The sequence below is a fragment of the Amycolatopsis sp. cg5 genome, assembly GCF_041346955.1.
Taxonomy (GTDB): domain Bacteria; phylum Actinomycetota; class Actinomycetes; order Mycobacteriales; family Pseudonocardiaceae; genus Amycolatopsis.
Map to the genome: position 1 here is coordinate 7,627,282 of NZ_CP166849.1, position 24,390 is coordinate 7,651,671.

A 24,390-nucleotide genomic window follows, 5' to 3' on the forward strand; every position below is an offset into this window, starting at 1 on the left:
GGATCTCGCGCAACGCGCTCGGATATAATTCGCAGATGACAGCTTCTGTCGAACTGAGTACGGTTGATCTTGAGATCTTGCGCATCCTGCAGAACGATTCGCGGGTCACGAACAAGGAGCTCGCGGCCGCCGTCGGCATCGCGCCTTCGACCTGTCTCGACCGTGTCAACCGCCTGCGTGCCACGGGCGTGATCACCGGCCAGCGCGCCACCGTGGACGCCGCGAAACTCGGGCGCCCGCTGGAGGCTTTCCTGTTCGTCCAGGTCCGGCCGCACCGCCGCCCGCTGGTCGACCCGTTCATCGAGCACCTGCTGGCCCAGCCCGAGGTCCGCGCCGTCTACCACCTCACCGGTCCCGACGACTTCCTCGCGCACGTCGCCACCACCTCGGCGGGCGACCTCCAGCGCCTGGTCCTCGACGAACTCACGGCGCGCGACGAAGTCGCCCGCGTCCACACGAACCTCGTCTTCCAGCACTGGGCAGGCGGGCCGCTGCTTCCGCCCGCGGCAGACGCGGAGTAAAGCGGGCTGAACCACGCGCGATAAAGCCCGCTTTACTCCGCGGAGTAAAGCGGGCTTTATACCGGTTCGGCGGGGCCGGCTCAGCGCGCCGTGTAGTCCTTGAAGCCCTTGCCGGTCTTGCGGCCGAGCCGTCCGGCGGTCACCAGGTGCTCCAGCAAGGGCGCGGGCGCGAAACCTTCCTCGCGGAATTCGTTGAACAGGGTGCGCTGGATCGCGAGCGACACGTCGAGGCCGACGACGTCCAGCAACTCGAACGGTCCCATCGGCAGGCCGCAGCCGACCTTCATGGCCGTGTCGATGTCCTCGGCCGCCGCGTAATGCGCCTCCAGCATCTTCACCGCGTCGTTCAAGTACGGGAACAGCAGCGCGTTGACGATGAAACCCGCCCGGTCGCCGCAGCGCACCGGATGCTTGCCGAGTGAGCCGCACAGCGCCTGCACGGTGGCGAGTACGTCGGGCGCGGTCGAAATCGTCGACACGATCTCGACCAGTTTCATCACCGGGGCCGGGTTGAAGAAGTGCAGGCCGACCACATCGGACGGCCGGGCGGTCGCGGCGGCGCATTCGATGACCGGCAACGACGACGTGGTCGTCGCCAGGATCGCGCCCGGCTTCACGACATCGTCGAGCGCGGCGAACACGGCCTGCTTGATCGCGAGTTCCTCGGCGACGGCCTCGACCACCAGGTCGACGTCCGCCAGTTCCTCGAACTCGACCGCAGGCGTGATCCGCGACAACGCCGCCGCGGCGTCCTCTTCGGACAGCTTGCCCTTCACCACGGCCTTGTCCAGCGACTTCTTCACCCGCGCGACGGAAGCCGCCGCCTTGTCCGCGCTACGGGCCCGCAGGATGACTTCGAAGCCGCGCTTGGCGAAGACCTCGACGATGCCGGTGGCCATCGTGCCGGTGCCGACCACGCCGACCTTGTGCACCGGGCGGACCACCGAGGAATCCACAGTGGACGATGGCGTTTCGCCGTCGGTGACCACGTTGGGCGAGTCGACGCCGTCGTAGCTGTAAAAACCACGCCCGGACTTCCGGCCGAGCAGGCCGGCGGTGATCATCTGCTTCAGCAGCGGCGCCGGGGCGTGCAAACGATTGCGCGACTGGTGGTACATCGTGTCGAGGATCTCGTACGCGGTGTCCAGGCCGATCAAATCCAGCAGCGCCAACGGCCCCATCGGATAGCCGCAGCCGAACCGCATCGCGGCGTCGAGATCCTCGCGGGTGGCGTAGCGCTGCTCGTACATCCGGACCGCGTGGTTGAGATAACCGAACAGCAGCGCGTTGGCGATGAACCCGGCGCGATCACCGATCACCACCGGCGTTTTGCCCAGCTTCTCGGCGAACGCCACCACGTCGGCGACCACATCGGGCTCGGTGACCACGCTGCGGACGATCTCGACCAGCTTCAGCACCGGGGCCGGGTTGAAGAAGTGCATCCCGACGACCTTGCCGGGCCGCGAGGTGTGCACGCCGATCTCGGTGATCGACAGCGACGAGGTGTTGGACACGAAGATCGTGTCGGGGCCGGTGATCTTGTCCAGCTGGATGAACAGGTCGGCCTTGGCGTCGAAGCTCTCCGGGATGGCCTCGATCACCAGGTCCACATCGGACAGATCCGACAGCGAGGTCGTGTACCGCACCCGATCGAGCAGTTCCACGCGCGACGCCTGATCCAGCTTGCCACCGCTCAGCGCTCGCTCGGTGGAGTGCTCCAGGTGCCCACGCCCCCGCTGGACACCCTCGTCGTCGATTTCGACGGCGACTACCGGCACCCCGCTCCTGGCCAGGACCTCGGCGATCCCGGCACCCATGGTGCCGAGACCGATCACTCCCACACTCGCGATTTCCCGTGCCACAACCGGCCTCCGGTGGTTACTCGCTGGTAGTTTCTCCTGATAGTGCCATGCGAGACCGCCCGAAGCCTGTCGGAATCGAGTCAGAACGACCTAACTCACGCCGCGGGCAGCTTCGGCCAAGCGGCGTTCGCCAGTGTGCGCGCGAGGTCGCAGCCCTTCGGCGAGGAGACGTACAACGTCACCTGTTCGATGTCACCGGCGCGGCCGTCCCGTACCGGGAGGTGGCCTGTGTACACCGAGCAGTAGCCGTCGCCACCTTCGACGATCGAGCGCCTGCCGCCGATGGTCTCCTCGGTGGCACCCGCACGGAGTTCGAGCGGCTTGCCGGTGTCGAATTCCACTGACACGTCGAACGGGCCGTTCCATGGCTCGCCCCAATGACAGTCGTGCCTGCCCAGCGGGCCGATCCCGGCGAACGTCTTACCTGTCTCCGCGTTGACCTGCGCGTCTGTCAGAACCGCCCGGCAGGCGTCGACATGGCCGAAAGACTTCTCTGGATACGACACGTGCCGGACGTTCGACGGCGACCGCAGCGCACGCAGCACTCCCGGCAGCACCTTCGATTCGGCCTCGGCCAGCTCCGGCACCAGATCGGTCTCGGTCTTCGGATCGCGCGACTCGACGAAACCGACCACCTGGAGCGTGGTGTCGTCCGCGAAGCGGAGATAGAGCCACGGCCTGCCCGCCAGCTCGGTGCGGAAGAGCCGCAGGCCGCGCGGCAACCCGGCGTCCGGCTCGGCCATCATGCCGCCCAGCCGATCCGCGGCGTGGTCGCGTGGCGTGCCGAACATGATGTGCGCGGTCGATCCGCCCACGTTGGTCGTGAACTCGCAGCGATCCATCGATCGCTGGGGCTCACCGATGACCTTGTGCGTCTTACCGATCTCGGCGAAGTCCAGCATGCTGCAGAAATCGACGGTCACCGGATCGCCCAGCGCCTCCTGCAAGGTAAGCGGCGAGTTCTGCTTCGTGGCGGCTGCGCCATCCGGCGATGCCGCGCCTTGAATCGGTGCTGTGCAGCCGGCCACCAGAAGCACGACGGCGGTCAACGCCGCGAAAAGTCTTGTTCCCCCCATACGCGCCAAGTTTACGCCGCGGGCAGCTTCGGCCAAGCGGCCGCGGCGAGCGCGCTGGCCACCGCGCACGGCTCCTTGTCGGTCATCGAGTTGACCGTCAGCGAAGCGAATTCGACTTCGCCCACCTTCGCGTCGGGCGCGGGGCCGAGCACCTTCTGGACCTTGCAGAGCTTGGGCGGATACGGGGTGACCTCCGCCGCGTCCGGCGGCAGCACGTCGTTGACGAAATTCAGCAACACCGACGACCCGCCAGGCGCGACCCACTCACAGCGGTGTTTCGACGCGAGCACTGATCTCGTCGTCGTCGTGCCGATCTCCGAGCTCACCCGCGCGTCGTCGAGCAGCGCGCAAGCGTCGGCCGTGCCGAGCGAACCCGTGCGGAAGATCCGGTGCCGGACCTGGTTCGCCGAGACCGATGCGATGATCCCGTCCAGCACGTCGGCGCTGATCTCACACAGCACCTGCTTCGGCACGCCGTCGGCCGCGTACCGGCTCGCGGTCGCGCGCACGGTGACCTGATCGATGAACCTCAGGTAGTACGCGCAATCGCTTTCACCAGGCGTGGTGCCACGCTCGGCGACGAGGCCATGCGGGAGTTTCTTGTTTTCGTCGGGGACGCGGTCGCCTACTCGGCGAGACTCCTTGGTAGCGAGATAACCGACCTCGACGGTCACCTCTTTGCCGCCGACCTTGACGAGCAGCGAGCAGTAGTCGAACGACGAGAGCCCCTTGGTCGGCTCCGTGCCGCCATGTTTGGTCGCCGAGGCCGGATCGAGCAGGCTGCAGTAGTCGACGGTGTTGAAGTCACCGAAAACGGCATGCCCGGCCAGTTGCAGATAGTCCGGGGTCCGTTCGGGACCTTCAGGGACCGTCGCGGTGCACCCCGCCAGCGTCAGCACGGCGGCGAGCACCGCGAACAGTCTCATTCCCCGAAGTTGCCTTCCACCAGGCTCTTGACCTTCGCGACGGCGTCGGCCGCCTGGGCGCCTCGCGCGCGCACGACGATCCGGTCGTCCTGGCGTGCGCCGAGCGACATGAGCGCGAGCACGCTGTGCGCGTCGGCTTCCTGGTCGCCGAGCCGGACGCTGACCTCCGCGTCGAGGTCCGCGATGCTGCGCGCGAGCAGCGCCGCGGGCCTGGCGTGCAGGCCGACGTCGTTGCGCAGCCGCAGTTCGACGACGAGGTCGCCGTCGGCCTCCGGGAGCTCGTCGAAGTCGGGGGGCGCGCCGGCGGCCGCGGCGGCGCCCGCGACGTCCGAAACCGAGACGCCGCCCTGCGCGGCGACGGCGGCGGCCACCGCGCCTTCGACGAGTGGGGCGTCGGCGACGAGCGCGGTCGACGGGTTGGGCATGGATTCGACGGCGAGTTCGGCCGTCATCTGCGCGCTGCCGAGGTCGTAGAGCAGCACCACGCCGTCGCCGGAGTCGGCACGCTGCGCGGCGGCGACCACTTCGTCGTAGTCGGTGCCGATGCTGCCGTCTTCGAGCCCGCCCGCGGGGACGATCGCCACGTCGGGTGCCATCTGCGCGGCCAGCTCGGCTAGGCCTTCGGCGAGTTTCGCGCTGTGTGAAACGAGAACCAGGCCGACGGTCACCGTGCCGCCTCCGCGAAGGCTCGCAGGATCAACGCGGTCGATCGCGCGCCGGGGTCCATGTGCCCGACGGCCCGCTCACCCAGGTACGAGGCCCTGCCCTTACGGGGCACGAGGTCCACTGTGGACTCGGCGCCCCGGTCGGCGGCGTCGGCTGCCGCGGTCAGCACGGCCGCGAGGTCCGCGCCTTCCTGGGCCGCGGCGGCTTCGGCCGCGGCCACGGCGGGAGTCAGCGCGTCGACTATCGTCGCGTCGCCGACCTCGGCCTTGCCTCTCGCCTGCACGCCTTCCAGCGCAGCGCGCAGCAGCTCGACGGCACCTTGAACGTCCACTTCGGACTGATCAGCCGCCTTCGTCGCGGCGCGCAGAAAGGCCGTGCCGTACAACGGCCCCGCCGCACCACCGACCTTCGAGATCAGCGTCTTGGCCGCGATCTTCAGCACCTCGCCCGGGGTTGCCGGTGCGGCGTCCGCGAGCGCGGCGACGACCACGGTGAACCCGCGGTTCATGTTCTCGCCGTGGTCGGCGTCGCCGATCGCCCGGTCGAGCTCGATCAGTTCCGTCCGGTGCTCGGCGACCACGCCTGCCGCCGCGAGCACCGCCTTCGTCACGCCTTCGGCTCCACAACCCATGGTCAGATCCCCCAGCGCAGCGCCGGCGTGTTGACCGGTGCGTCCCAGAGCACGGTGAGGTCGTCGTCGAGCTTCAACAGTGTCAAGCTGATCCCCTGCATTTCGAGACTGGTGATGTACGGTCCCACCAGTCTGCGCGTGACGGTGATCCCGCGCTCCGCGAGGAGCTTTTCGGCGATGCCGTGCGCGAGGTAGAGCTCGACCAGCGGCGTGCCGCCCATCGAGTTGGTGAACAGCAGCACCTCGTCGCCCGAGGCGAACGGCAGGTCTTCGACGACGGCCGTGACCAGCCGCGCGACGAGCGCGTCGGCGGGCTCGAGTGGTATCCGCTCGCGCCCCGGCTCGCCGTGGATGCCGATGCCGAACTCGATCTCGTCGTCGGCCAGCTCGAAGCTGGGCGTGCCCGCGTGCGGCACAGTCGGTGCGGTGAGCGCCACGCCGATCGAGCGGACCTGGCCGATCACCTTGCGCGCCAACGCTTCCACGTCGTCGAGCGAGTCGCCGCGTTCGGCGGCCGCGCCGGTGATCTTCTCCAGCAACACGGTGCCGCCGACGCCGCGGCGGCCCGCGGTGTACGTCGAGTCCTTGACCGCGACGTCGTCGTCGATCACCACACTGCGTACCGGGGTGCCCTCGGCCTCGGCCAGCTCGGCCGCGGTCTCGAAGTTCAGCACGTCACCGGTGTAGTTCTTGACGATCAGCAGCGCGCCCGCCGGACCGGCGGTGGCCGCGACGGCGGCTTCGACCGCGTCCGGCGTCGGCGAGGTGAACACCGCGCCGGGCACCGCGGCGTGCAGCATCCCGGTGCCGACGAAACCGCCGTGCAGCGGCTCATGGCCGGAGCCGCCACCGGAGATGACCGCGACCTTGCCCTCGACCGGCGCGTCAGCGCGGACGACCAGCGCCGGATCCTTCTGGACGCGGAGCACGTCGCCGTGGGCGAGCGCGAGCCCGCGCAGTGACTCCGCGACCACGTCCGCCGGATCGTTGATGATCTTCTTCACGACTTGCCTCCGTGCATCTTCGGACAGGGCACAGCCTGTCTACCGCGCAGCGGAGCTGACGACAACCCGTTACGGCTTCGGCAGTTTCGGCACGACGGTCTTCGCGGCCTTGACCGCCTTGGCACAGGAGCCGTCCGTGATCGGATCCTTGCCGTGGTCGTTCTGGAAGCCCACCGCGACGAGCTCGACCCGATCACCTTCGAGCGGGAGCTGCGTCCACTTGACGGTGCACTTCGCCGAGCCGGTCTCGGGCTTCTGGAACGCGGTCACCCCGGGGATGTCGGCCTTGACGTAGCCCTTGCCCTCGGAGGGCGCCATGCCGTCGCTGTCGTACTCGACCGTCAGCCGCTGACCGCTCCCGCTCCAGGTGCAGTGGTGCAGGTCGACGACCACCTTGTTGCCGGCGGGCGCGAGCTCCTTGATCACCGCGTCGTCCACGCTCGCGCACGGGTCCGCCGTGAGCAGTGAGCCCTTCGCCACGGTGTACTTGGGCGGGTTCGCGTCACGCAGGCGCTTGACCACCTTCTCCATCAGCGCGGTCGCGGTCTTGCACGCGTCGCCGCCCTGGTAGGTGACGTTGACCGAGATGCCGATCCCGAGCTGCTTGGACGTCACCGCGCCGAGCGCGCACTCCGGAGCGCCGTCCTTACCCGGCCTGAGCACTTGCGGAAGCCCCGCGACGACGCCCTGGGGGTTGGACGCCTGGAGAATGGCCGTGCCCAGCTCGATCGAGATGTCGATCTTCTTGCCGCCGACGTCCTTGACGTCGTTCCGGCAGTCCGAAGGGTCGGACATCCTCGGCTCGGACGCCGTGCCCAGGTCCGCGAGCGCCGTCTTGTCGATCAGCTTGCACGTGTCGATCGCGCGCAGCGCGTCGGCGGACACCGCCTTGTCGGTGATCTCGCCGGTCGACACACCATCCCCGCTCGCGGCGGGGATCGTGGTGCGCGCGAAGTTCTCCTTGCCGAGGCCCGCGCCGCAGCCGGCCACGAGCAGGACGGCGCCGAGCACGATGCTGGTCAAGGACGCGAGACGGTATCGAGGTAGCACGCGGAGCACGGTAGCGGGCTGATCGGTGGCGTGCTGGGACAACCCGGTTATTCGCCCGCTTCTTCCGGCGGCGTCACCACGATCGGCCTGACCTTCGCCCACACCACGAAGAGCAGGGTGAACACCAGCATGCCGATCCCGGCCCACAGGTTGATGTTCACCCCGGCCGCCTTCGCCAGGTCGGCGTCGGTGGTGAAACCGATCCCCATGATCGTGAGCACCAGCCCGTACACGCCGGTGAGCAACGCGATGATCAGCCGGATGTCGAAGGCACCGGCCTTTTTGGGAGCAGACATGGCTACCTCCTAGAAGGCGATGTTGAGGACGATGGTGATGACCAGCACGATGCCGGCGAGCAGCGCGGGCTTGCGGTACCAGCCGGAGTTCTCGCCGGTGTCGTCGTGCTTGAGCGAGTCCTTCGGCGTCAGCGAATAGACGAGCCCGACGAGTTCGCTGTCCGGCTTCGGCTTGGTGGCCATCGAGACGAGCACGCTCACCACGATGTCGACGGTGAACGCGACACCGGCGGCGACGAAGCTGGTGCCCTGTCCCGTCAGCCCGATCACCTCGGCCTGCGACAGCCCCCAGATCGTGATGGCCGACCCGGTACCGGCGACGAGGCCGACCCAGCCCGCGGCGGGCGTCATCCGCTTCCAGAACATGCCGAGGATGAAGGTCGCGAACAGTGGCGCGTTGAAGAAGGAGAACAGGTCCTGCAGGTAGTTCAGGATGTTCGCGGAGTTCGACGCGATGAACGCGGTGCCGATCGCGAACACGGTGGCGGCGGCGGTGACGACCCGGCCGAGGTTGAGGTAGTAGGAGTCCGGCTTGTCCTTCTTGACGTAGGTCTGCCAGATGTCATAGGTGAACACCGTGTTGAAGGCGGACAGGTTCGCCGCCATGCCCGCCATGAACGACGCCAGCAGACCGGCGATCGCGACACCGAGCATGCCGTTCGGCAGCAGGTCGCGCATGAGCAGCAGCAGCGCGTTGTTGAAGGTGACGCCGCTTTCGGCCTTGCCGCCGTCGAGCAGCACCTGCTTGTCCTTGACGTACTCGGACACGCTGACCGCGGCGATCATGCCGGGGATGATCACGATGAACGGGATGAACATCTTCGGGAAGGCGCCGATGATCGGTGTCCGGCGGGCCGCCGACATGCTCTTCGACGCCATCGCGCGCTGGACCTCGACGAAGTTCGTCGTCCAGTACCCGAACGAGAGCACGAACCCGAGACCGAAGACCAGGCCGAGGATGGACAGGAAGTTGTTGCCGAAGCCGGTGAGGTTGTCACCGGGCCACGAGTGCAGCTGGTCGGCGCCGCCGGGCGAGTTGGTGACCTTGTCGACCAGGCCCTGCCAGCCGCCGACCTTGACCAGGCCGACGATCGTCAGCGGCAGCAGCGCGGCGACGATCACGAAGAACTGCAGCACCTCGTTGTAGATGGCGGCCGAGAGCCCGCCCAGCGCGGTGTAGGACAGCACGATGAACGCGGCGGCGACGATGGAAACCCAGAGCGGCCAGCCGAGCAGCAGGTTCACCACGCTGGCCAGCAGGAACAGGTTCGCACCCGCGATGAGAACCTGTGCCGCGGCGAAGCTGATGCCGTTGACCAGGTGCGCGGGCTTGCCGAACCGGCGGCGCATGAACTCGGGGACGCTGCGCACCTTCGAGCCGTAGTAGAACGGCATCATCACGATGCCGAGGAACAGCATCGCCGGCACCGCGCCGATCCAGAAGTAGTGGAACGTCGGCATCCCGTACTGGGCGCCGTTGGCGGACATGCCCATGACCTCGACCGCGCCGAGGTTCGCCGAGATGAACGCGAGACCGGTGACCCAGGCGGGCAGCGAACGGCCGGAGAGGAAGAAGTCGAGACTGCTCGACACCTGCCTCCTGGCCAGCGCGCCGATGCCCAGCACGAGAACGAAGTAGAACGCCAGCAGCACGTAGTCGATCGCGCTCGCGTCCAGCCGCAGATTCGCCTCCGCAAGGACGTGCACTCGAGCCACCTCCGGTTGTCCACCAAAAACGCTGGTATCGCGTTAATCGCGGACCTTACTGCATGGATTCAGGCACGGCAGCCCGACCGGGTGACAGTCCGTCGGCTGTCTTGTTCGTCCGCACGAGGCAGAACCCGGGAGAGCTGAGCCGCCCGCCCTCTGTCACGGCTCTCCCATGACAAATGTCGTGTCCACCTCGCCAACCGAGGCTAGCGAGCTTTCGACTCCCGCCTGGCTTAACAAGTCGGCAAGCAGGCTCGCTTCCACATAGGTCGCTTCGTAGCCGCTCTGCCGTAACGTGCGCGCGGCTTGCTGGGCCTCGCTCAGGGATAGCCCGAGCCCGTCGCGGAATGCCTTCAGCACATGCCCGCTTCGCACCTCCGGATCGGCCAGTTCGAGGCGATACGACCCACGCTGCTTAAGAAGCTCCTCGCACACCCATGGCGCGGCAGGCCCCCAGCCCCAGTCGCATGAGGCGACCCCGCAGGCAGAACATTGCCAATCGACCTCCCACCGGAGCCTGCCGTCTCGGATGACTTGAGCGGCCCAGCCTTCGGCGGGCACAGCGCAGCTCCGGCATTCGGTGAAGAACCGGGCGGCTTGCCCGTTCGAGTCCACGGTTCTCAACGTAGCGCCGCCGGGCAGGACAGTCCTGCCCGGCGGCGGGTCCGCGCTCAGCGGTCGGTCGGGACGGCGATCTCGCCTTCCTCGTCGAGCAGGCGGGCGAGCACGTCGTCGGGCAGGTAGGTGCGGTGCGGGTAACCCATTCCCCACGAGTTGAGGAAGGGCACGGCGCCGAGCTTGTCGGCGCGCTCGTTGCCGAGCACGGCGTGGACGTCTTCGACGTTCTTGGCCCAGCGGAAGACCTTGAGGCCCTTGTTCACGTCGGGCGTGTACTTCTCGCGCTTCTGCCAGTCGTCGTCGACGTACATGTCGCTCCAGACCACGTGCCCGAGCTCGACGAGCGCCTCGGCGGCCGCGCGGACCGAGGTGCCGTTGTCGTCGCCTGGGTTCGTCTCCGGCCACTGGTCGCGCTTCTTCGCCGTGTCCCACAGCCAGCGCGCCGCGTAGAGATCCGAGTTGAAGATCGACATGGCCCGCGACCAGCCGAACCCGACACAGGCACCTTCACGGCCCTGGTCGTAGAACTTCTGCCGCCCGTCGGTGTCCGGCTCGCCGCCCGGCTCCAGGCAGACGCAGTGCCCGCCGCGGATCCGGGTGAGCGACTTCGCGCCCTTCTTGGCGACGAAGAACTCACCGGAAACGGCATCACGCTCGGGCTTGTCGAATTCGGCGTACCAGTTGACGCCGATGACGACCGGCACCCGCTCGGGCAGTTCGTCGGCCGCGAGCGCGGTGAGCGGATAACGCTCGACGTGGCGCCAGTCATCCGGAATGAAACGGCCGAGTCTGGGGTCGGCCGGATCGGTGTCCATCGGGCGATAACGCATGGGATTCCTCCTTGTCCCGTTACGGCGGGCGAGCACGGAGGCGGACGAAAACCATTGGTACGTCAGCGAGACGTGCGACTGGGTGCCACCCCTTCAGTCATGACGGGCGGCCGTCATGACTCCTCGAATTCGAGTGTGACACAGCACACAACGACCGACTTCGGATCTCACCTGAATGGCGCATCGATTTTCGGGAAAAGTAATGATCGTGCACCATTCAACTAAGCTAATCCGTTACTTTCTCGCGATCACGAGAGGCGCGGGTAGCACATTAAATACACGAGGAAAGGAAACGATTCGGTCTCGGATCCACAGAGGAACGATCACCCACCGAGCCGAGCGCGCCAGCCACCGCAAGTGGAACCGGCAGGCATCGAACAGGATGCCCAGCACGATCAGCGCGCATGCGGAAGCAGCTACTTCGTGCGAAAATCAGCGACAAAACCAAGCTTGCGCCGAGCGGCAGGATCGACCTGGGCGAACCTCACCACCAAGTCCGCACCGTCGACTTCGTGAACGAAGTTCGGCGCCCCTTGATTCCGCACGACGAACGAGCGCTCTTCGGCCATCCCGCGAAAAATGACCACATGCTCGAATCGGCTTACTTTCTCGCGGAAAATGACGTCAAAGCGCTCGGCGTCCAACCCGTTCATCAGGTCCGCCGAATAGCCGGGCCAGCGCCACCGCACGGTAACTCGATCTCCTTGTTCGACCACACCGCCCAGATGCACATACACGTCGAGTTTTGGCCTTCCGCTCACCGTGGTCGTCCAGACCGCAGTCGCGTTGGCCCGCGTACCCTCCCGGGGGTCAAGACCGCCAGCATGCACAGCCTCGAAAGTCACCAGCCGTTTGTCTCGCTCACTCAGCGGCGAACTGCCATAGTAGACAAGGCTCTCATAGATATGCCTGGCCGCCCGATCCGAGATCGCGTCCACCACGATCTCTCGCTTGACATGCGCGGCGCCATCGGACTCGATCGTGACAACCTGACGCCACTCTCGGGTGGCGGCGGGTGACACCGCGCGCAGCGCGTCCGCATATTCGTGCAGCAGCACCAGATTCTTGCGTTCTCGCGAACCCGAAGACGCGGATCCGGCGAAGGCGACAGCAGCCGTCAAAAGGAGCAGAAGTACGATAATCGACATCGCCGTGAGACGCAGCCAAGCGATCCCAAGTAATTGCCCCAGCAGCCCGGCGATTCCGAGCAACGGGACGATGCCGGCGAACACGCGAAGATATCCGTGCCGGTGTACCAGATTCTCCAACTCGATGATCAACGACAAAAGCCGCTTCACCAAGGCTTTCCGGAATTCACCGCCCGCCGTCACAGACCTTCTCCCCTCGGTTCACTCCTCCCAAGTCCAAGGTGTCGCCCGGTGCGTTTACGACGCTACCGAAAGCTCACTTTCGATGCGTACTCGTTGCATTGGGCCCGTTCGGGTCCGTTCTGATCGGGGATGTGCACCCAGCCGCGGTGCTGGATGCCCGCGAGCTGGAGCGTGACGAGCGGGTCGAAACTGCGGAGGTCGATGCCCTCGTAGCCGTGCTTCACGACGCAGCGGTAGATGTCGTCGGAGACCACCAAGGCGACCGGCGCGTCGGTCTGCTCCAAGGCCGCTTTGACCGCGGGGGCGTCCAGCAAACGGAAGGCGACGTCGAGGGCTTCGCCGAAGTTGCCGTGGCCGTCGTGGTGGACCTCGCCGGCGTGGACGACCGCGCGTAGGCGGAAGCGGTGGTCGGGGTGGAGTGCGTCGTGGGCGGCCAGCAGCTTGCTCAGGGTGGGGATGACGGGGTTGAGCAAGGCCGTCTTCGGCACCTCGTCGACGGGGCGGATCAGCACGAGCACGCCGTCGCCGCGGTCGACCAGTGCGTCGTGGTGGGCCTCGGTGATGCCGCCCGCGCGCAGTGCCTCTTCGAGCAGCTCGTACATGACGCGGCGGAGTTCAGCCTTGGCGGGGTTCGTTCTCGCGGTCGAGCCTTCGATGTCCAGCGCCAGCACGACTCGGTAGCGCGGCAGGTGCGGAGGCTCAGCCGTCATGTCGAAATCTCCCCTCGCCCTGGGTTCGACCGTGCAAATGCATGTGTCAGATGCACGTGCACCAACGGTACCGCGTTCGGTGGTTGCTTGGGGAATTTCGACCGGGGAGCGCCGGAAATTCTTGCCGGTGGCCTGTGCCACCGGGGCGTCAGAACAGGCGGAACTCGTCGCTTTCGATGCCACGGAGGGCGTCGTAGTCCAGCGTCAGGCAGCGGATGCCGCGGTCCTCGGCGAGGGTGCGGGCCTGCGGCTTGATGATCTGGGCCGCGAAGACTCCCTGCACCGGGGCGAGCAGGGGGTCGCGGTTGAGGAGTTCTAGGTAGCGGGTGAGCTGCTCGACGCCGTCGATCTCGCCACGGCGCTTGATCTCGACGGCGACGCTGTGGCCGTCGGCGTCGCGGGCCATGATGTCGACCGGGCCGATGGCCGTGGGGAACTCGCGGCGGACCAGGGTGTGGCCCTCGCCGAGGGTGGTGATGTGCTCGGCGAGCAGTTCCTGCAGGTGCGCCTCGACGCCGTCCTTCTGAAGACCGGGCTCGACGCCGAGTTCCTGCTTGTGCTCGTGGAAGATCTCTTCGATGGTGATGACGAGCTTCTCGCCCGCCTTGTTCTCGACGATCCACGTCTTGCCGTCTTCGATGAGCCAGCACGGCGGCGTCATCCAGTTCAGCGGCTTGTAGGCGCGGTCGTCGGAATGCACGGACACGGAGTTGTCCGACTTGACCAACAGCAGCCTGTTCGCCATGGGCAGGTGGGCGGTCAGACGGCCGGCGTAGTCGACCTGGCAGCGAGCGAGAACGAGGCGCACCCGCCGAGGGTAGGACAACACCGGAGATACTGATCGGGTGGACCCCATTGAGAGCGTGAGCTCACGCGAGGTGTATCGCAACGCCTGGATGATCGTGCGCGAGGACGAGGTCCGGCGGCCGGACGGTTCGACCGGGATCTACGGCGTGGTCGACAAACCGGCCTACGCGCTGGTCGTCCCGTTCGACGGCGAGCGGTTCCGGCTGGTCGAGCAGTTCCGGTATCCGCTGGGGCTGCGGCGCTGGGAATTCCCGCAGGGCACCGCGCCGGACCGGGCCGACGCCGAACCGGGTGAACTCGCCGCGCGTGAACTGCGCGAGGAAACCGGGCTGCGGGCCGGTTCCATGGTCGAAATCGGGCTGATCGACTGCGCGCCGGGGTTCGTCAGCCAGCGCGGACGCGTGTTCCTCGCGACCGAGCTCACCGAGGGCGAGCCCGAGCGTGAGACCGAGGAACAGGACATGCGCAGCGCCTGGTTCAGCCGCGCGGAGGTCGAAAAGATGATCTCGACCGGCACGATCACCGACTCGCAGTCGATCGCCGCGTATGCGCATCTCCTGCTTTACGAGCGGGATAAAGCCCGCTAAACCTCGCGGAGTTTAGCGGGCTTTATCCCGGTCAGTCAGTCCATTCGGGGGCGCGCTTTTCGAGGAAGGCGGCCATGCCTTCGCGGGCTCCGGGGAGCTGGGAGGCGGCGGCCATCACTTCGAGCGCGACGGCGTACGCGTCCTTTTCGGGGCGGTCGAGCTGGGCGTAGAGGGTCTGCTTGCCCAGCGCCTTGCTCGCCCGGCTGCCCCTGGTGGCGCGGGCGAGGAGGTCGGCGACGGCCGTGTCGAGGTCGGCGTCGGGGACCACGCGGTTGACAATGCCCCAGTCGAGCGCGGTCGCGGCGTCGATGACGTCGCCGGTGAGCGCGAGCTCCATCAGGCGCTTGCGGCCGACCGCGCGGGCGACGGGCACCGCGGGCGTGTGGCAGAACCAGCCCCCCTTGCCGCCGGGCAGCGCGAAACCGGCCGACTCGGCGGCGACCGCGAGGTCGCACGAGGCGACCAGCTGGCAGCCCGCCGCGGTGGCGAGGCCGTGCACCCTGGCGATGACGACCTGCGGGATCGACTTCATGGTCGCCATCAGCTCGGTGCACAGCTGCAGCAGCTCGCGCACGCCCATCAGGTCGCGTGACGAGACGTCGGCGAAGTCGTGCCCGGCGGAGAAGACCGGCCCGGCGCCGGCGAGCACGACGCCGGTCGCGTCCGAGTCCCCCGCCTCCAGGAACGCGACGAGCAGCTCGGCCAGGTGCTGGTCGGACAGCGAATTGCGGCGCGCGGCCCGGTTCATCGTGATGGTGATGGTGTCGTCCTCGCGCTTGACGAGGATGTGCTCGTACTCAGCCATGGTCAGGGACGTTACGCGCTTTGCCGGAAGGTGCGGCGGTAGGAATCCGGGCCGACGCCGAGTTCGGCGTGCATCCGGCGGCGCAGGTTCGCCGCGGTGCCCAGTCCCGAGCGCTGCGCGACCCGCTCGACCGGCAGGTCGGTGGCTTCGAGCAGCCGCTGTGCGTGCCGGACGCGCTGTACCCGCAGCCAGCGGCCGGGTGTGGTACCCGCGGCGGCGGTGAACTCGCGGTGGAATGTCCGCGCGCTCATCCCGGCGTGCGCGACGAGGTCGTCGACGCCGATCTCGGTGCCCAGCCTGGTCATCGCCCAGTCCATTGTGGACGCGATGCCGGGGCGCGACGGGCGTGGCGGCAGCGGCGGGTCCACGTACTGCCGTTGCCCGCCTTCCCTGGCGGGCGGCATGACCAGGCGTTTCGCGAGCGCGGCCGTGACGTCCGCGCCGTGGTCCCGGCGTACCAGGTGCAGGCACAGATCGAGGCCGCCGACGACGCCCGCGGAGGTGAGCACGTCGCCGTCGTCGGTGAACAGCACGTCGCGCCGGACGTCGGCGGCGGGCGCGACGCGTTCGAGGTCGTCGAGCAGGCGCCAGTGCGTGGTGGCGGCGCGGCCGTCGAGCAGCCCGGCGGCGGCGAGGGTGAACGCGCCGGAGCACAGCGCGGCGACCCGCTCCGCGCTCCGCAGCGCGCGGACGGCCGCATCGGGGACGGCCGCGAGCGGGTCGGCGCGACCGCCCACGAGCACGAGGTCGCAGCCCTTGAGCCCGGAAAGCCCATGGGTGGCAACGACTTTGCCGACCGGGTGCAGGTCGACCGGCGCGCGCCCGGCAGCGCACAGGCGCAGTTCGAACGGGCCGATGCCGTCGTCGGTGCGGTCGACGCCCCAGACCTCCCCGATCACGGCGAGGTCGAACGAGCGGCTGCCCGGCAGCAGGAGGACACCCACGGTGCGCATGGCAGAAAAGTACCGCATCGCGCGTTCTTTGCCACTCCCTCGAACCGCGGTCCGGCACGCAGACTGGGTTCATGACCACCGCATTGATCGTGATCGACGTGCAAAAAGGCTTCGACGACCCGTTCTGGGGCAAGCGCGGCAACCCCGGCGCCGAGGCGAACATCAAGGCGTTGCTCGACGCGTGGCAGGCGCGCAGGCAGCCGATCGTGTTGGTGCACCACGATTCCGCCAAGCCGGATTCACCGCTGCGGCCAGGCCAGGAAGGCAACGACTTCCAGTCCATTCTGGACGGTGTGCGCGCGGACCTGGTGTTCGGCAAGAAGGTGAACTCGGCGTTCCACGGCGACGTCGACCTCGACGGCTGGCTGAAGACGCGCGGCATCACGAGCTTCGTGATCGCGGGCATCCAGACGAACATGTGCTGCGAGACCACGGCCCGCGTCGGCGGAAACCTGGGCTACGACGTCACTTTCGCGCTCGACGCGACGTACACGTTCGACCTGGAAGGCCTCACCGCCGACCAGCTCAGCGAAGCCACCGCGACCAACTTACGGGGCGGCGGCTTCGCCGAAGTGCTGTCCACGAAGGAGATTTTGGCCTAAGGCCGCAAGCCGTGCCGTTCGCGGACCAGGCTCACGATGCCGTCCATGATGTCGGTCAGCTCGTAGTCCTTGGGCGTGAACACCCGCGCGATCCCGCGGTCCGTCAGCAGCTTCGCGTCGTCGGGCGGGATGATCCCGCCGACGATCACCGGCACGTCACCCGCGCCGGCGGCGCGCAGCCCGTCGACCACCTGCGGCACGACCTCCAAGTGCGATCCCGACAGCACTGAAAGCCCGACGACGTGCACGCCTTCCTGCACGGCGGCCGCGACGATCTGCTCCGGGGTCAGCCGGATGCCCTGGTAGACGACCTCGAACCCGACGTCACGCGCGCGCACGGCGACCTGCTCGGCGCCGTTCGAGTGACCGTCGAGTCCCGGCTTGCCGACCAGGATCCGCAGCCGTTCGCCCATTTCCTCGTTGGTCGCCTTGACGCGGTCGCGCACGCGCAGCAGTTCGGCGTTGCCGCCGCCGGTCATGGCCGAGGCCGAAACCCCGGTCGGCGCCCGGTATTCGCCGAACACCTCGCGCAGCGCGCCCGACCATTCGCCGGTGGTGACTCCGGCACGCGCGCACGCCAGCGTCGCCTCGAAGAGGTTGTCCGTCGTCTTGGCCGTGGCCTTCAGGTTCTCCAGCGAACGCTCGACGAGGTCGCCGTCACGCTGGTTGCGCCATTCCTCGATCGCCGCGACGGCTTCCTTCTCCACCGCCGGGTCGATCGTCTCGATGGCCTTGGCACCCTCGGCCTGCAGCGGGCTGGGCTCGGTGGTGTCGAACTTGTTGACACCGACCAGGATCCGCTCGCCGTTCTCGACGCCACGGCGGTATTCGGCGAGCGAGGTCACGAGCTGGGACTTCATGTAGCCGCTCTCGACCGCGGCGACCGCGCCGCCGAGATCCTGCACGCGCGCGATCTCCTCGCGGGCGCCGGTCATGATCTCGTCGACCTTGGCCTGGATGACGTGCGAGCCGTCGAAGATGTCCTCGTACTCGAGCAGATCGGTCTCGAACGCGAGCACCTGCTGCATCCGCAGCGCCCACTGCTGGTCCCACGGCCGAGGCAGGCCGAGCGCCTCGTTCCACGCGGGCAGCTGGATCGCGCGCGCCCGCGCGCCGCGCGAGAGCGAGACGGCGAGCATCTCCAGCACGATGCGCTGGACGTTGTTCTCCGGCTGCGCCTCGGTCAGCCCGAGCGAGTTGACCTGCACGCCGTAGCGCAGACGGCGGGCCTTCGCGTCGGTCACTCCGTAGCGCTCGCGGGTGATCTCGTCCCAGAGCGCGGTGAACGCGCGCATCTTGGACATCTCCTCGACGAACCGGACACCGGCGTTGACGAAGAAGGAGATGCGGGCGACCACCTTGGCCATGTCACCCGGCTCGACCTGACCGGAGTCGCGGACGGCGTCGAGCACGGCGATGGCGGTGCACAGCGCGTACGCGACCTCCTGCGTCGGCGTCGCGCCCGCCTCCTGCAGGTGGTAGCTGCAGATGTTGATCGGGTTCCACTTGGGGACGTGGTGCACGGTCCAGGCGATCATGTCGGTGATCAGCCGCAGGCTCGGCCCCGGCGGGAAGATGTAGGTACCCCTGGACAGGTACTCCTTGATGATGTCGTTCTGCGTCGTCCCGGTGAGCTTCGCGAGGACCTCGTCGACCGGGCGGCCCTCGGCCTTCGCCTGGTCTTCGGCGACGCTGACGTATAGGGCGAGCAGCCACATCGCGGGCGCGTTGATGGTCATCGAGGTGTTGGCCTCGGCCAGCGGGATGCCGTTGAACAGCCGCGTCATGTCACCGATGTGCGCGATCGGGACGCCGACCTTGCCGACCTCGCCCTTGGACAGCTGGTGGTCGGCGTCGTAGCCGGTCTGCGTCGGCAGGTCGAAGGCGACCGAAAGCCCGGTCTGGCCTTTGGCGAGGTTGCGGCGGTACAGCTCGTTCGACGCCTTCGCCGACGAATGGCCCGCGTAGGTGCGCATAACCCACGGCCGGTCCCGCTCGCGATCCGTTGGATAGGGCACGTGAACCTCCCGGCTCGGCACAGCACGATTCGTCGACTATACCCGCCGGTAACATGCCCGACCCAGTGGAATCGAACACGTCCGGTGTCCCCCGGCCACCCCCAGGAGGCCGGGGGACGGTGACTCACCGGCGGCCGTAGGTCAGCCTCCGCAGCACGAACTCCGCGGGACCCGGCCGTGAGCCGAGCTTGCCCGCCGCGAACACGCTCGCCAGCCACACGACGACGGCGAGCAGGATCGCCGTGACCGTCGGGCTGCCGAAGCGGGTGCCCAGCGCGAGCGTGAACGGCGCCAGCGCCAGCAGCCACACGACCGACTGGAGCAGGTAACCCGACAGCGAACGCTGGCCCAGCGCGGCGATCGAGCCCACGAACGGGCCCGGCTTGGTGAGCCGCAGCGCGAGCAGGCCGAACAGCGCGACATAACCGGGGCCCGCGAACATGCCGCTCACGCCGTGCAGCATCAGCATCGCCGAGGCGGACGACTCGTCGACCGAAAGCAGCCCGGCGCCGACCATGGCGATCGGCAGGCCGCCGGCGACCGCGATACCCAGGCCGCCCGCCGCGACGCGGCGCAGCAGCACGCGGTGGCTCGCCGGGTCCTCCAGCAAACGCTTGCGCGCCGCCCACATGCCGAGCCAGACGATGAGGATGAAGCCCAGCACGGTCGCGGTGTGCGTCGGCCACTCGGCGAGCCGGTCGAGCACCGAAGTCGCGTAGTCCGGCGCGACCAGCGAGCCGACCTGCTCGACCGGGACGCTCGCGGTGCCGGCGGTGACCCCGGTCAGCGTGATCACGAACAACACGAGCGCGTAGACGAGTTCCAAACCCCAGATCCACGGGACGAACCGGTAAACGCGGTCGCCGCGCCGCAGCAGCAAGAGCGTCGCGACGATGCCGACCAGGCCGTACGCGCCGAGGAAGTCACCGAAGTAGAGCAAAACCCCATGCACCAAGCCAAAACCGACCAGCCAGGCGTTGCGGCGCAGTAGTACCGAACGCACTTGGCCCGGTTCGGCGCCTGCCCGCTCCTGGCGGCGGGCGAGTTGCACGAGGCCATAGCCGAACATCACCGCGAAGACCGGATACGCGCGGCTGTGCACGAACGTGAACATGAAGAAGTCGAGCCCGCGGTCGACGCCGGACGTCGACGGGACATAACCGGGCATGCCGCCCGCGACGCAGCCGAGCGCGTTCGCCACCGCGATGAACAGCAGCATCCCCCGCGCGCCAGGTCGGGCGCCAAGGCCCGCTCGATGCGTTGAACCGGGCCACGAGTGGCCGTGTGAACCGTCATGAGTTCCCCCAAACTTTGCGTATGACATAAACTATATGAGTTATACTATATCGATGCGACATACTGCAACCACCTTCGAAGGGGGATGCGATGACCGACGACCTGCCAGACCAGCTGCGCAGGCTCTGGGGAGTGCCGCTGGAGTCCCGGCTGGGGCGGCCCGCCGAGCTGGATGTGGCACGCGTGGTCGGCGCCGCCGTCGACCTGGCGGACCGCGACGGGCTGTCGGGCGTGACGCTGCCCAAGGTCGCGAAGGAACTCGGCGTCACACCCATGTCGCTTTATCGCTACGTGGGTTCGAAGGACGAACTGCTGGTGCTCATGCGCGACTTCGCGCTCGGGCCGCCGCCCGAGATCTCGCCGGACGCGAGCTGGCGCGAGGGCCTCACGCTGTGGGCGTACGCGGAATTGGACGTCTACCAGCGACGGCCGTGGCTGCCGCAGGTGCCGGTCGCCGGCCCGCCGTCCGGGCCGCACCAGATCGCGTGGATGGAGCGCGCGCTGGGCGTGCTGCGTGACACCGGGCTGGACTGGCCCGCGAAGGTCGGCACGCTGATGCTGTTCAGCGGCTACAACCGCAACACCGCGCTGCTGTTCCAGGAACTGGGCGAGGACCGGATCGAGGAGGAACGGCGCTACGGCATGGCGCTCGCGAAGCTCATCGATCCCGAACGCTTCCCCGAGACCGCGAAACTGTTCGCCTCACCCACGTTCCAGACACCGGCCGACGACTACGCGTTCGGCCTGGAGCGGCTGCTCGACGGGACCGCGAACGCCATCGCCCAGGCACTGTGACGGAAATCCGCGAGCTTTCACCCGGCACCGCCGTCTACTGTCGAAAGCTGTGGCTTGGAGTGTTTACGGCAGCTATCTGCTGATCGTCGTGCTGATCGTGCTGGCGCCCGGCCCGGACACCATGGTCGTGCTGAAGAATTCGCTCGCGGGTGGCTGGCGCGGCGGGCTGCTGGCGAGCTCCGGCATCTTCGTCGGCAACGCCGTGCAAGGCAGCGCCGCCGCGCTCGGCCTCGGTGTCGTCATCGCCAGGTCGCAGCCCGTCTTCCTCACGCTCAAGTGGGTCGGCGCGGCGTACCTGGCGTTCCTCGGTTTCCAGGCGCTGCGCGGCGCGTGGCGCGGTGACTACACCGGCCTCGACGACGCGGGACGCAGCCGTGCCAAGGGTTTCCGCCGCTTCCGCGAAGGCTTCCTGTCGAACATCACCAACCCGAAGGTGCTGGTGCTGTACCTGTCGGTGCTACCGCAGTTCCTCGACCCGGCGACGACGTCGACCTGGGACGCGCTGCTGCTCGCCTACACCGTCGCCGTGCTGGGCATGGCGTGGCTGCTGGTGCTGATGTTCTTCATCCACCGGGTGCGCGCCTGGCTCGGCAAGCGCAAGGTACGCCGCACACTCGACGGCGTCACCGGCACCGCGCTCGTGGGATTCGGTGCGGCGCTGGCACTCGAGGGTTAACGTGGCCCCATGACCTGGGGTTTGTACGGCGGTTACGTCCTTTTCGTGCTTCTGGTGCTCGCGGTGCCCGGTCCGGACACCGCGGTGGTGCTCAAGAGTTCGCTGGCGGGTGGTGCGCGGGGCGGGGTGCTGGCGAGCGTCGGCATCGGCGCCGGGAACCTGGCGCAGGGTGTGGCGGCCGCGCTCGGGCTGAGCGCGCTGATCACCCGTTCCGAACCGGTGTTCCTCACGCTGCGCTGGGCGGGCGCGGCGTATCTCGGTTATCTGGGCGTCCGCGCGCTGATCGGCGCTTGGCGCGGCGACTACCGCGCGCTCGAACCCGCTCGGGCGGGCGGCGGCCGGTATTGGCGCCAAGGGTTGCTGTGCAACCTGACCAACCCGAAGGTGCTCGTGTTCTACGTGTCGATGCTGCCGCAGTTCCTCGCGCCTTCGTTCAGTGTCGGCGAGGCGTTGCTGCTGGCGGGCACCGTCGCGGTGATGGCGACGCTGTGGCAGCTCGTGCTCGTGTTCTTCGTGCAGCGGGTGCGCGGCTGGCTCGGCAAGCGCAAGGTGCGGCGGGCGCTCGACGGCGTCACCGGGACCGCGCTCGTGGGCTTCGGCGCGGCGTTGGTGCTGGATCACTGAATGTAACGCCGGTCACAGCGGCGCCGATCCTGCCTGAGGGCTGAAGTTGGAGGCGTCATGAAGGCGAAGACCGGCGCACTCGCCGTGTTGCTGGCCATGCTGCTGTTCACCGGCCCGGCCTGGGCCGACAAAGGCGGGAATCCGAACGCCGACGCGCACGCCAGGAATCCAAAGTCCACATCGGACACACGGGGCGCGAACGCGCACGGCCCGTACGACTCCACCCGCGATGGCAAGGCTTCCGCGAACGGCAACGGCGGTGGTCAGGCCAAGGGCAAGCCGTGCGCCGGCTGTGTCGGCAAGGCGGCCGACAAGAACCCGCGCGGCCAGCTCCCCGGCAACTCGGACGCCAACGCGGGCTACGAATGCGACGCCGACCACGGCGTCGGCCGCGGCAATCCGGCACACCCCGGGTGTGCGCCAGGCAAGACCGCTCCTGGAAAGACTCTTTCCACTCCGGCTCCCGAGGCTCCGCCGCTCGTGCTGGCGGCCGTCTCGCCGGCCGACGTCGCGACCGAGCGCGCGCAACCGTTGGCGCACACCGGGTTCGACCTCGAACTGCCGTTGCTGGCCGGGCTCGGCCTGCTCGGCGCGGGTGGTGCGGCCTTGCTCGTGGTCCGGCGCCGTCGCCAGAGGTCGTGAGTGGTATGACCGGTTAGAACCGGCCGTACCACTCACGAGGCTTCAGGCGCGGTCGGGGTCGCCCGCGACGCGCTGGATCTGCGCGCCGAGGCGGTTCAGGTTCTCCACGAAGTGCGGGTAGCCGCGGTCGATGTGGAAGACGTCCCACACCTCGGTGACGCTGTCCGCGCACAGCCCGGCCAGCACCAGTCCGGCGCCGGCGCGGATGTCCGACGCCCACACCGGCGCGCTGGAGAGCTGCTCGACACCGCGGACGACGGCGTGGTGGCCGTCGGTGCGCGCGTCGGCCGACAGGCGCATCATCTCCTCGATGAAGCGGAACCGGGCCTCGTAAAGGTTCTCCGTGATCATCGCGGTGCCCTCGGAGACCGCGGAGAGCGCGACCGCGAACGGCTGCAGGTCCGTCGCGAAGCCCGGGTAGGGCAGCGTGACGAAGTCGACCGACTTCGGCCGGTCGTGCTGGACGACGCGGAAGCCCTTCTCGTCGAAGGTGGTGATCTCGGCGCCCGCGTGACGCAGCTTCTCGAGCACGAGGTCGAGGTGGTGCGGGTTGACGCCGGTGACCGTCAGGTCGCCTCGGGTCATCACCGCGGCGAACGCCCAGGTCGCGCCGACGATCCGGTCGCCGATGACGCGGTGCTCGGTCGGGTGCAGCGTCTCCACGCCGTGCACGGTCAGCGTCGAGGTGCCCGCGCCTTCGATCTTGGCGCCCATCTCGGTGAGCATCGTGCAGATGTCGACGATCTCGGGCTCGCGCGCGGCGTTGTCGATGACCGTGGTGCCCTCGGCGAGCACGGCCGCCATCAGGATGTTCTCGGTGGCGCCGACACTCGGGAAGTCGAGCCAGACCTGCGCGCCCTGCAACGTCTCCGCGTCGGCGACGACACAGCCGTGCTCGATGGTCGTGGTGGCGCCCAGCTTGCGCAGGCCGCTCTGGTGCATGTCCAGCGGGCGCTGGCCGATCGCGTCGCCGCCCGGCAGCGCGACGATGGCCTTCTTCAGCCGCCCGACCAGCGGGCCCAGCACGCAGACGGACGCGCGCAGCTTGCCCATCGCGGCCGAGTCGGCGCGGTGCGACAGCTCCGCCGGGGTGGTGATGGTGGCCGTGCCGCCGTCGATGACGACCTCGCAGCCGACACTGCGCAGTACGTCCGCCATCAGGGGGACGTCGAGGATCTGGGGGCAGTTGGTGATGGTCGTCGTGCCCTCGGCCAGCAAGGCCGCCGCCATCAGTTTGAGCACGCTGTTCTTGGCGCCGACGACCTCTACCTCGCCGACCAACCGGGCCCCGCCATGGACGTCGAAGTGCTCGCTCATGGGGGCCAATCATGCCTTCTCGCCTGGTTTTGCCTTC

At 68.2% G+C, this 24,390-nt stretch carries 26 protein-coding genes; 7 read left to right on the forward strand and 19 right to left on the reverse strand.

The features are described from left to right. The first annotated feature begins 35 nt into the window (after window positions 1-35). Complete coding sequence (locus AB5J62_RS34410; RefSeq protein WP_370944170.1) at window positions 36-521, forward strand: Lrp/AsnC family transcriptional regulator; 486 nt, start codon at window positions 36-38, stop codon at window positions 519-521. An 80-nt stretch (window positions 522-601) separates the two neighbouring features. On the opposite strand, the gene AB5J62_RS34415 is transcribed toward AB5J62_RS34410, so the two are convergent. From AB5J62_RS34415 to nucS, 14 genes are all read right to left on the reverse strand, one after another. Further along, a complete protein-coding gene (locus tag AB5J62_RS34415) occupies window positions 602-2,383 on the reverse strand; it encodes a 3-hydroxyacyl-CoA dehydrogenase family protein (protein ID WP_370944171.1) in 1,782 nt (593 codons plus the stop codon). Window positions 2,384-2,478: 95 nt separating this feature from the next. Continuing rightward, entirely contained in the window at window positions 2,479-3,459 is a 981-nt protein-coding gene (locus tag AB5J62_RS34420; protein WP_370944172.1) for a hypothetical protein, read from the reverse strand. 11 nt (window positions 3,460-3,470) lie between these two features. Further along, on the reverse strand, window positions 3,471-4,385 hold the full coding sequence (locus tag AB5J62_RS34425; protein WP_370944173.1) for a hypothetical protein: 915 nt from the start codon (window positions 4,383-4,385) through the stop codon (window positions 3,471-3,473). Further along, window positions 4,382-5,053: a dihydroxyacetone kinase phosphoryl donor subunit DhaM gene (gene dhaM, locus AB5J62_RS34430; RefSeq protein ID WP_370944174.1), complete on the reverse strand. Its 672-nt coding sequence runs from the start codon at window positions 5,051-5,053 to the stop codon at window positions 4,382-4,384. Before dhaM ends, AB5J62_RS34425 begins: the two co-directional genes overlap by 4 nt. Further along, window positions 5,050-5,682 carry a dihydroxyacetone kinase subunit DhaL gene (gene dhaL, locus AB5J62_RS34435; RefSeq protein ID WP_370944175.1) on the reverse strand — a complete coding sequence of 211 codons (633 nt, stop codon included), beginning with the start codon at window positions 5,680-5,682 and terminating at the stop codon, window positions 5,050-5,052. The genes dhaM and dhaL overlap by 4 nt, the downstream gene beginning before the upstream one ends. 2 nt (window positions 5,683-5,684) lie before the next feature. After that, on the reverse strand, window positions 5,685-6,686 hold the full coding sequence (gene dhaK / locus AB5J62_RS34440) for a dihydroxyacetone kinase subunit DhaK (RefSeq protein WP_370944176.1): 1,002 nt from the start codon (window positions 6,684-6,686) through the stop codon (window positions 5,685-5,687). 69 nt (window positions 6,687-6,755) lie between these two features. After that, window positions 6,756-7,736 carry a DUF3558 domain-containing protein gene (locus tag AB5J62_RS34445; protein WP_370944177.1) on the reverse strand — a complete coding sequence of 327 codons (981 nt, stop codon included), beginning with the start codon at window positions 7,734-7,736 and terminating at the stop codon, window positions 6,756-6,758. A 47-nt stretch (window positions 7,737-7,783) separates the two neighbouring features. Continuing rightward, window positions 7,784-8,032 carry a hypothetical protein gene (locus AB5J62_RS34450; protein ID WP_370944178.1) on the reverse strand — a complete coding sequence of 83 codons (249 nt, stop codon included), beginning with the start codon at window positions 8,030-8,032 and terminating at the stop codon, window positions 7,784-7,786. A 9-nt stretch (window positions 8,033-8,041) separates the two neighbouring features. Beyond that, window positions 8,042-9,739: a sodium:solute symporter family protein gene (locus AB5J62_RS34455; protein WP_370944179.1), complete on the reverse strand. Its 1,698-nt coding sequence runs from the start codon at window positions 9,737-9,739 to the stop codon at window positions 8,042-8,044. 162 nt (window positions 9,740-9,901) lie between these two features. After that, window positions 9,902-10,357: a hypothetical protein gene (locus tag AB5J62_RS34460; RefSeq protein WP_370944180.1), complete on the reverse strand. Its 456-nt coding sequence runs from the start codon at window positions 10,355-10,357 to the stop codon at window positions 9,902-9,904. Between the two features lie 56 nt (window positions 10,358-10,413). After that, window positions 10,414-11,190 carry a hypothetical protein gene (locus AB5J62_RS34465; protein WP_370944181.1) on the reverse strand — a complete coding sequence of 259 codons (777 nt, stop codon included), beginning with the start codon at window positions 11,188-11,190 and terminating at the stop codon, window positions 10,414-10,416. 416 nt (window positions 11,191-11,606) lie between these two features. After that, the gene (locus AB5J62_RS34470) at window positions 11,607-12,521 is read right to left on the reverse strand and encodes a hypothetical protein (protein ID WP_370944182.1); all 915 of its coding nucleotides are present in this window, start codon (window positions 12,519-12,521) and stop codon (window positions 11,607-11,609) included. A 62-nt stretch (window positions 12,522-12,583) separates the two neighbouring features. Continuing rightward, window positions 12,584-13,231, reverse strand: coding sequence for a hypothetical protein (locus AB5J62_RS34475; RefSeq protein WP_370944183.1), 648 nt, complete (start codon window positions 13,229-13,231; stop codon window positions 12,584-12,586). Window positions 13,232-13,379: 148 nt separating this feature from the next. Then, window positions 13,380-14,039: an endonuclease NucS gene (gene nucS, locus AB5J62_RS34480; protein WP_370944184.1), complete on the reverse strand. Its 660-nt coding sequence runs from the start codon at window positions 14,037-14,039 to the stop codon at window positions 13,380-13,382. 37 nt (window positions 14,040-14,076) lie between these two features. Between nucS and AB5J62_RS34485 the strand changes: the two genes are divergently transcribed. Next, window positions 14,077-14,625, forward strand: coding sequence for an NUDIX domain-containing protein (locus tag AB5J62_RS34485; RefSeq protein WP_370944185.1), 549 nt, complete (start codon window positions 14,077-14,079; stop codon window positions 14,623-14,625). A gap of 31 nt (window positions 14,626-14,656) precedes the next feature. Here AB5J62_RS34485 and AB5J62_RS34490 read toward each other — a convergent pair whose 3' ends face one another. Next, a complete protein-coding gene (locus tag AB5J62_RS34490) occupies window positions 14,657-15,430 on the reverse strand; it encodes an enoyl-CoA hydratase-related protein (RefSeq protein WP_370944186.1) in 774 nt (257 codons plus the stop codon). An 11-nt stretch (window positions 15,431-15,441) separates the two neighbouring features. Beyond that, complete coding sequence (locus tag AB5J62_RS34495; protein WP_370944187.1) at window positions 15,442-16,383, reverse strand: GlxA family transcriptional regulator; 942 nt, start codon at window positions 16,381-16,383, stop codon at window positions 15,442-15,444. Window positions 16,384-16,454: 71 nt separating this feature from the next. On the opposite strand from AB5J62_RS34495, the gene AB5J62_RS34500 reads away from it, so the two are divergent. Beyond that, entirely contained in the window at window positions 16,455-16,985 is a 531-nt protein-coding gene (locus AB5J62_RS34500) for a cysteine hydrolase family protein (protein WP_370944188.1), read from the forward strand. On the opposite strand, the gene AB5J62_RS34505 is transcribed toward AB5J62_RS34500, so the two are convergent. Next, the gene (locus AB5J62_RS34505) at window positions 16,982-19,003 is read right to left on the reverse strand and encodes a protein meaA (RefSeq protein WP_370944189.1); all 2,022 of its coding nucleotides are present in this window, start codon (window positions 19,001-19,003) and stop codon (window positions 16,982-16,984) included. The genes AB5J62_RS34500 and AB5J62_RS34505 overlap by 4 nt on opposite strands. A 124-nt stretch (window positions 19,004-19,127) precedes the next feature. Further along, window positions 19,128-20,222: a DUF418 domain-containing protein gene (locus AB5J62_RS34510; RefSeq protein WP_370944190.1), complete on the reverse strand. Its 1,095-nt coding sequence runs from the start codon at window positions 20,220-20,222 to the stop codon at window positions 19,128-19,130. A gap of 167 nt (window positions 20,223-20,389) precedes the next feature. Between AB5J62_RS34510 and AB5J62_RS34515 the strand changes: the two genes are divergently transcribed. From AB5J62_RS34515 to AB5J62_RS34530, 4 genes are read left to right on the forward strand one after another with little or no spacing between them, the layout of a single operon-like run. Beyond that, entirely contained in the window at window positions 20,390-21,094 is a 705-nt protein-coding gene (locus tag AB5J62_RS34515) for a TetR/AcrR family transcriptional regulator (RefSeq protein WP_370944191.1), read from the forward strand. A gap of 49 nt (window positions 21,095-21,143) precedes the next feature. Continuing rightward, window positions 21,144-21,770 carry a LysE family translocator gene (locus AB5J62_RS34520; protein ID WP_370944192.1) on the forward strand — a complete coding sequence of 209 codons (627 nt, stop codon included), beginning with the start codon at window positions 21,144-21,146 and terminating at the stop codon, window positions 21,768-21,770. A gap of 9 nt (window positions 21,771-21,779) precedes the next feature. After that, the gene (locus AB5J62_RS34525; protein WP_370944193.1) at window positions 21,780-22,394 is read left to right on the forward strand and encodes a LysE family translocator; all 615 of its coding nucleotides are present in this window, start codon (window positions 21,780-21,782) and stop codon (window positions 22,392-22,394) included. A 57-nt stretch (window positions 22,395-22,451) separates the two neighbouring features. After that, the gene (locus AB5J62_RS34530; RefSeq protein ID WP_370944194.1) at window positions 22,452-23,036 is read left to right on the forward strand and encodes an LPXTG cell wall anchor domain-containing protein; all 585 of its coding nucleotides are present in this window, start codon (window positions 22,452-22,454) and stop codon (window positions 23,034-23,036) included. A gap of 42 nt (window positions 23,037-23,078) precedes the next feature. Here the strand turns inward: AB5J62_RS34530 and murA are convergent, their stop codons facing one another. Further along, complete coding sequence (gene murA, locus AB5J62_RS34535; RefSeq protein WP_370944195.1) at window positions 23,079-24,353, reverse strand: UDP-N-acetylglucosamine 1-carboxyvinyltransferase; 1,275 nt, start codon at window positions 24,351-24,353, stop codon at window positions 23,079-23,081. Window positions 24,354-24,390 lie beyond the last annotated feature (37 nt).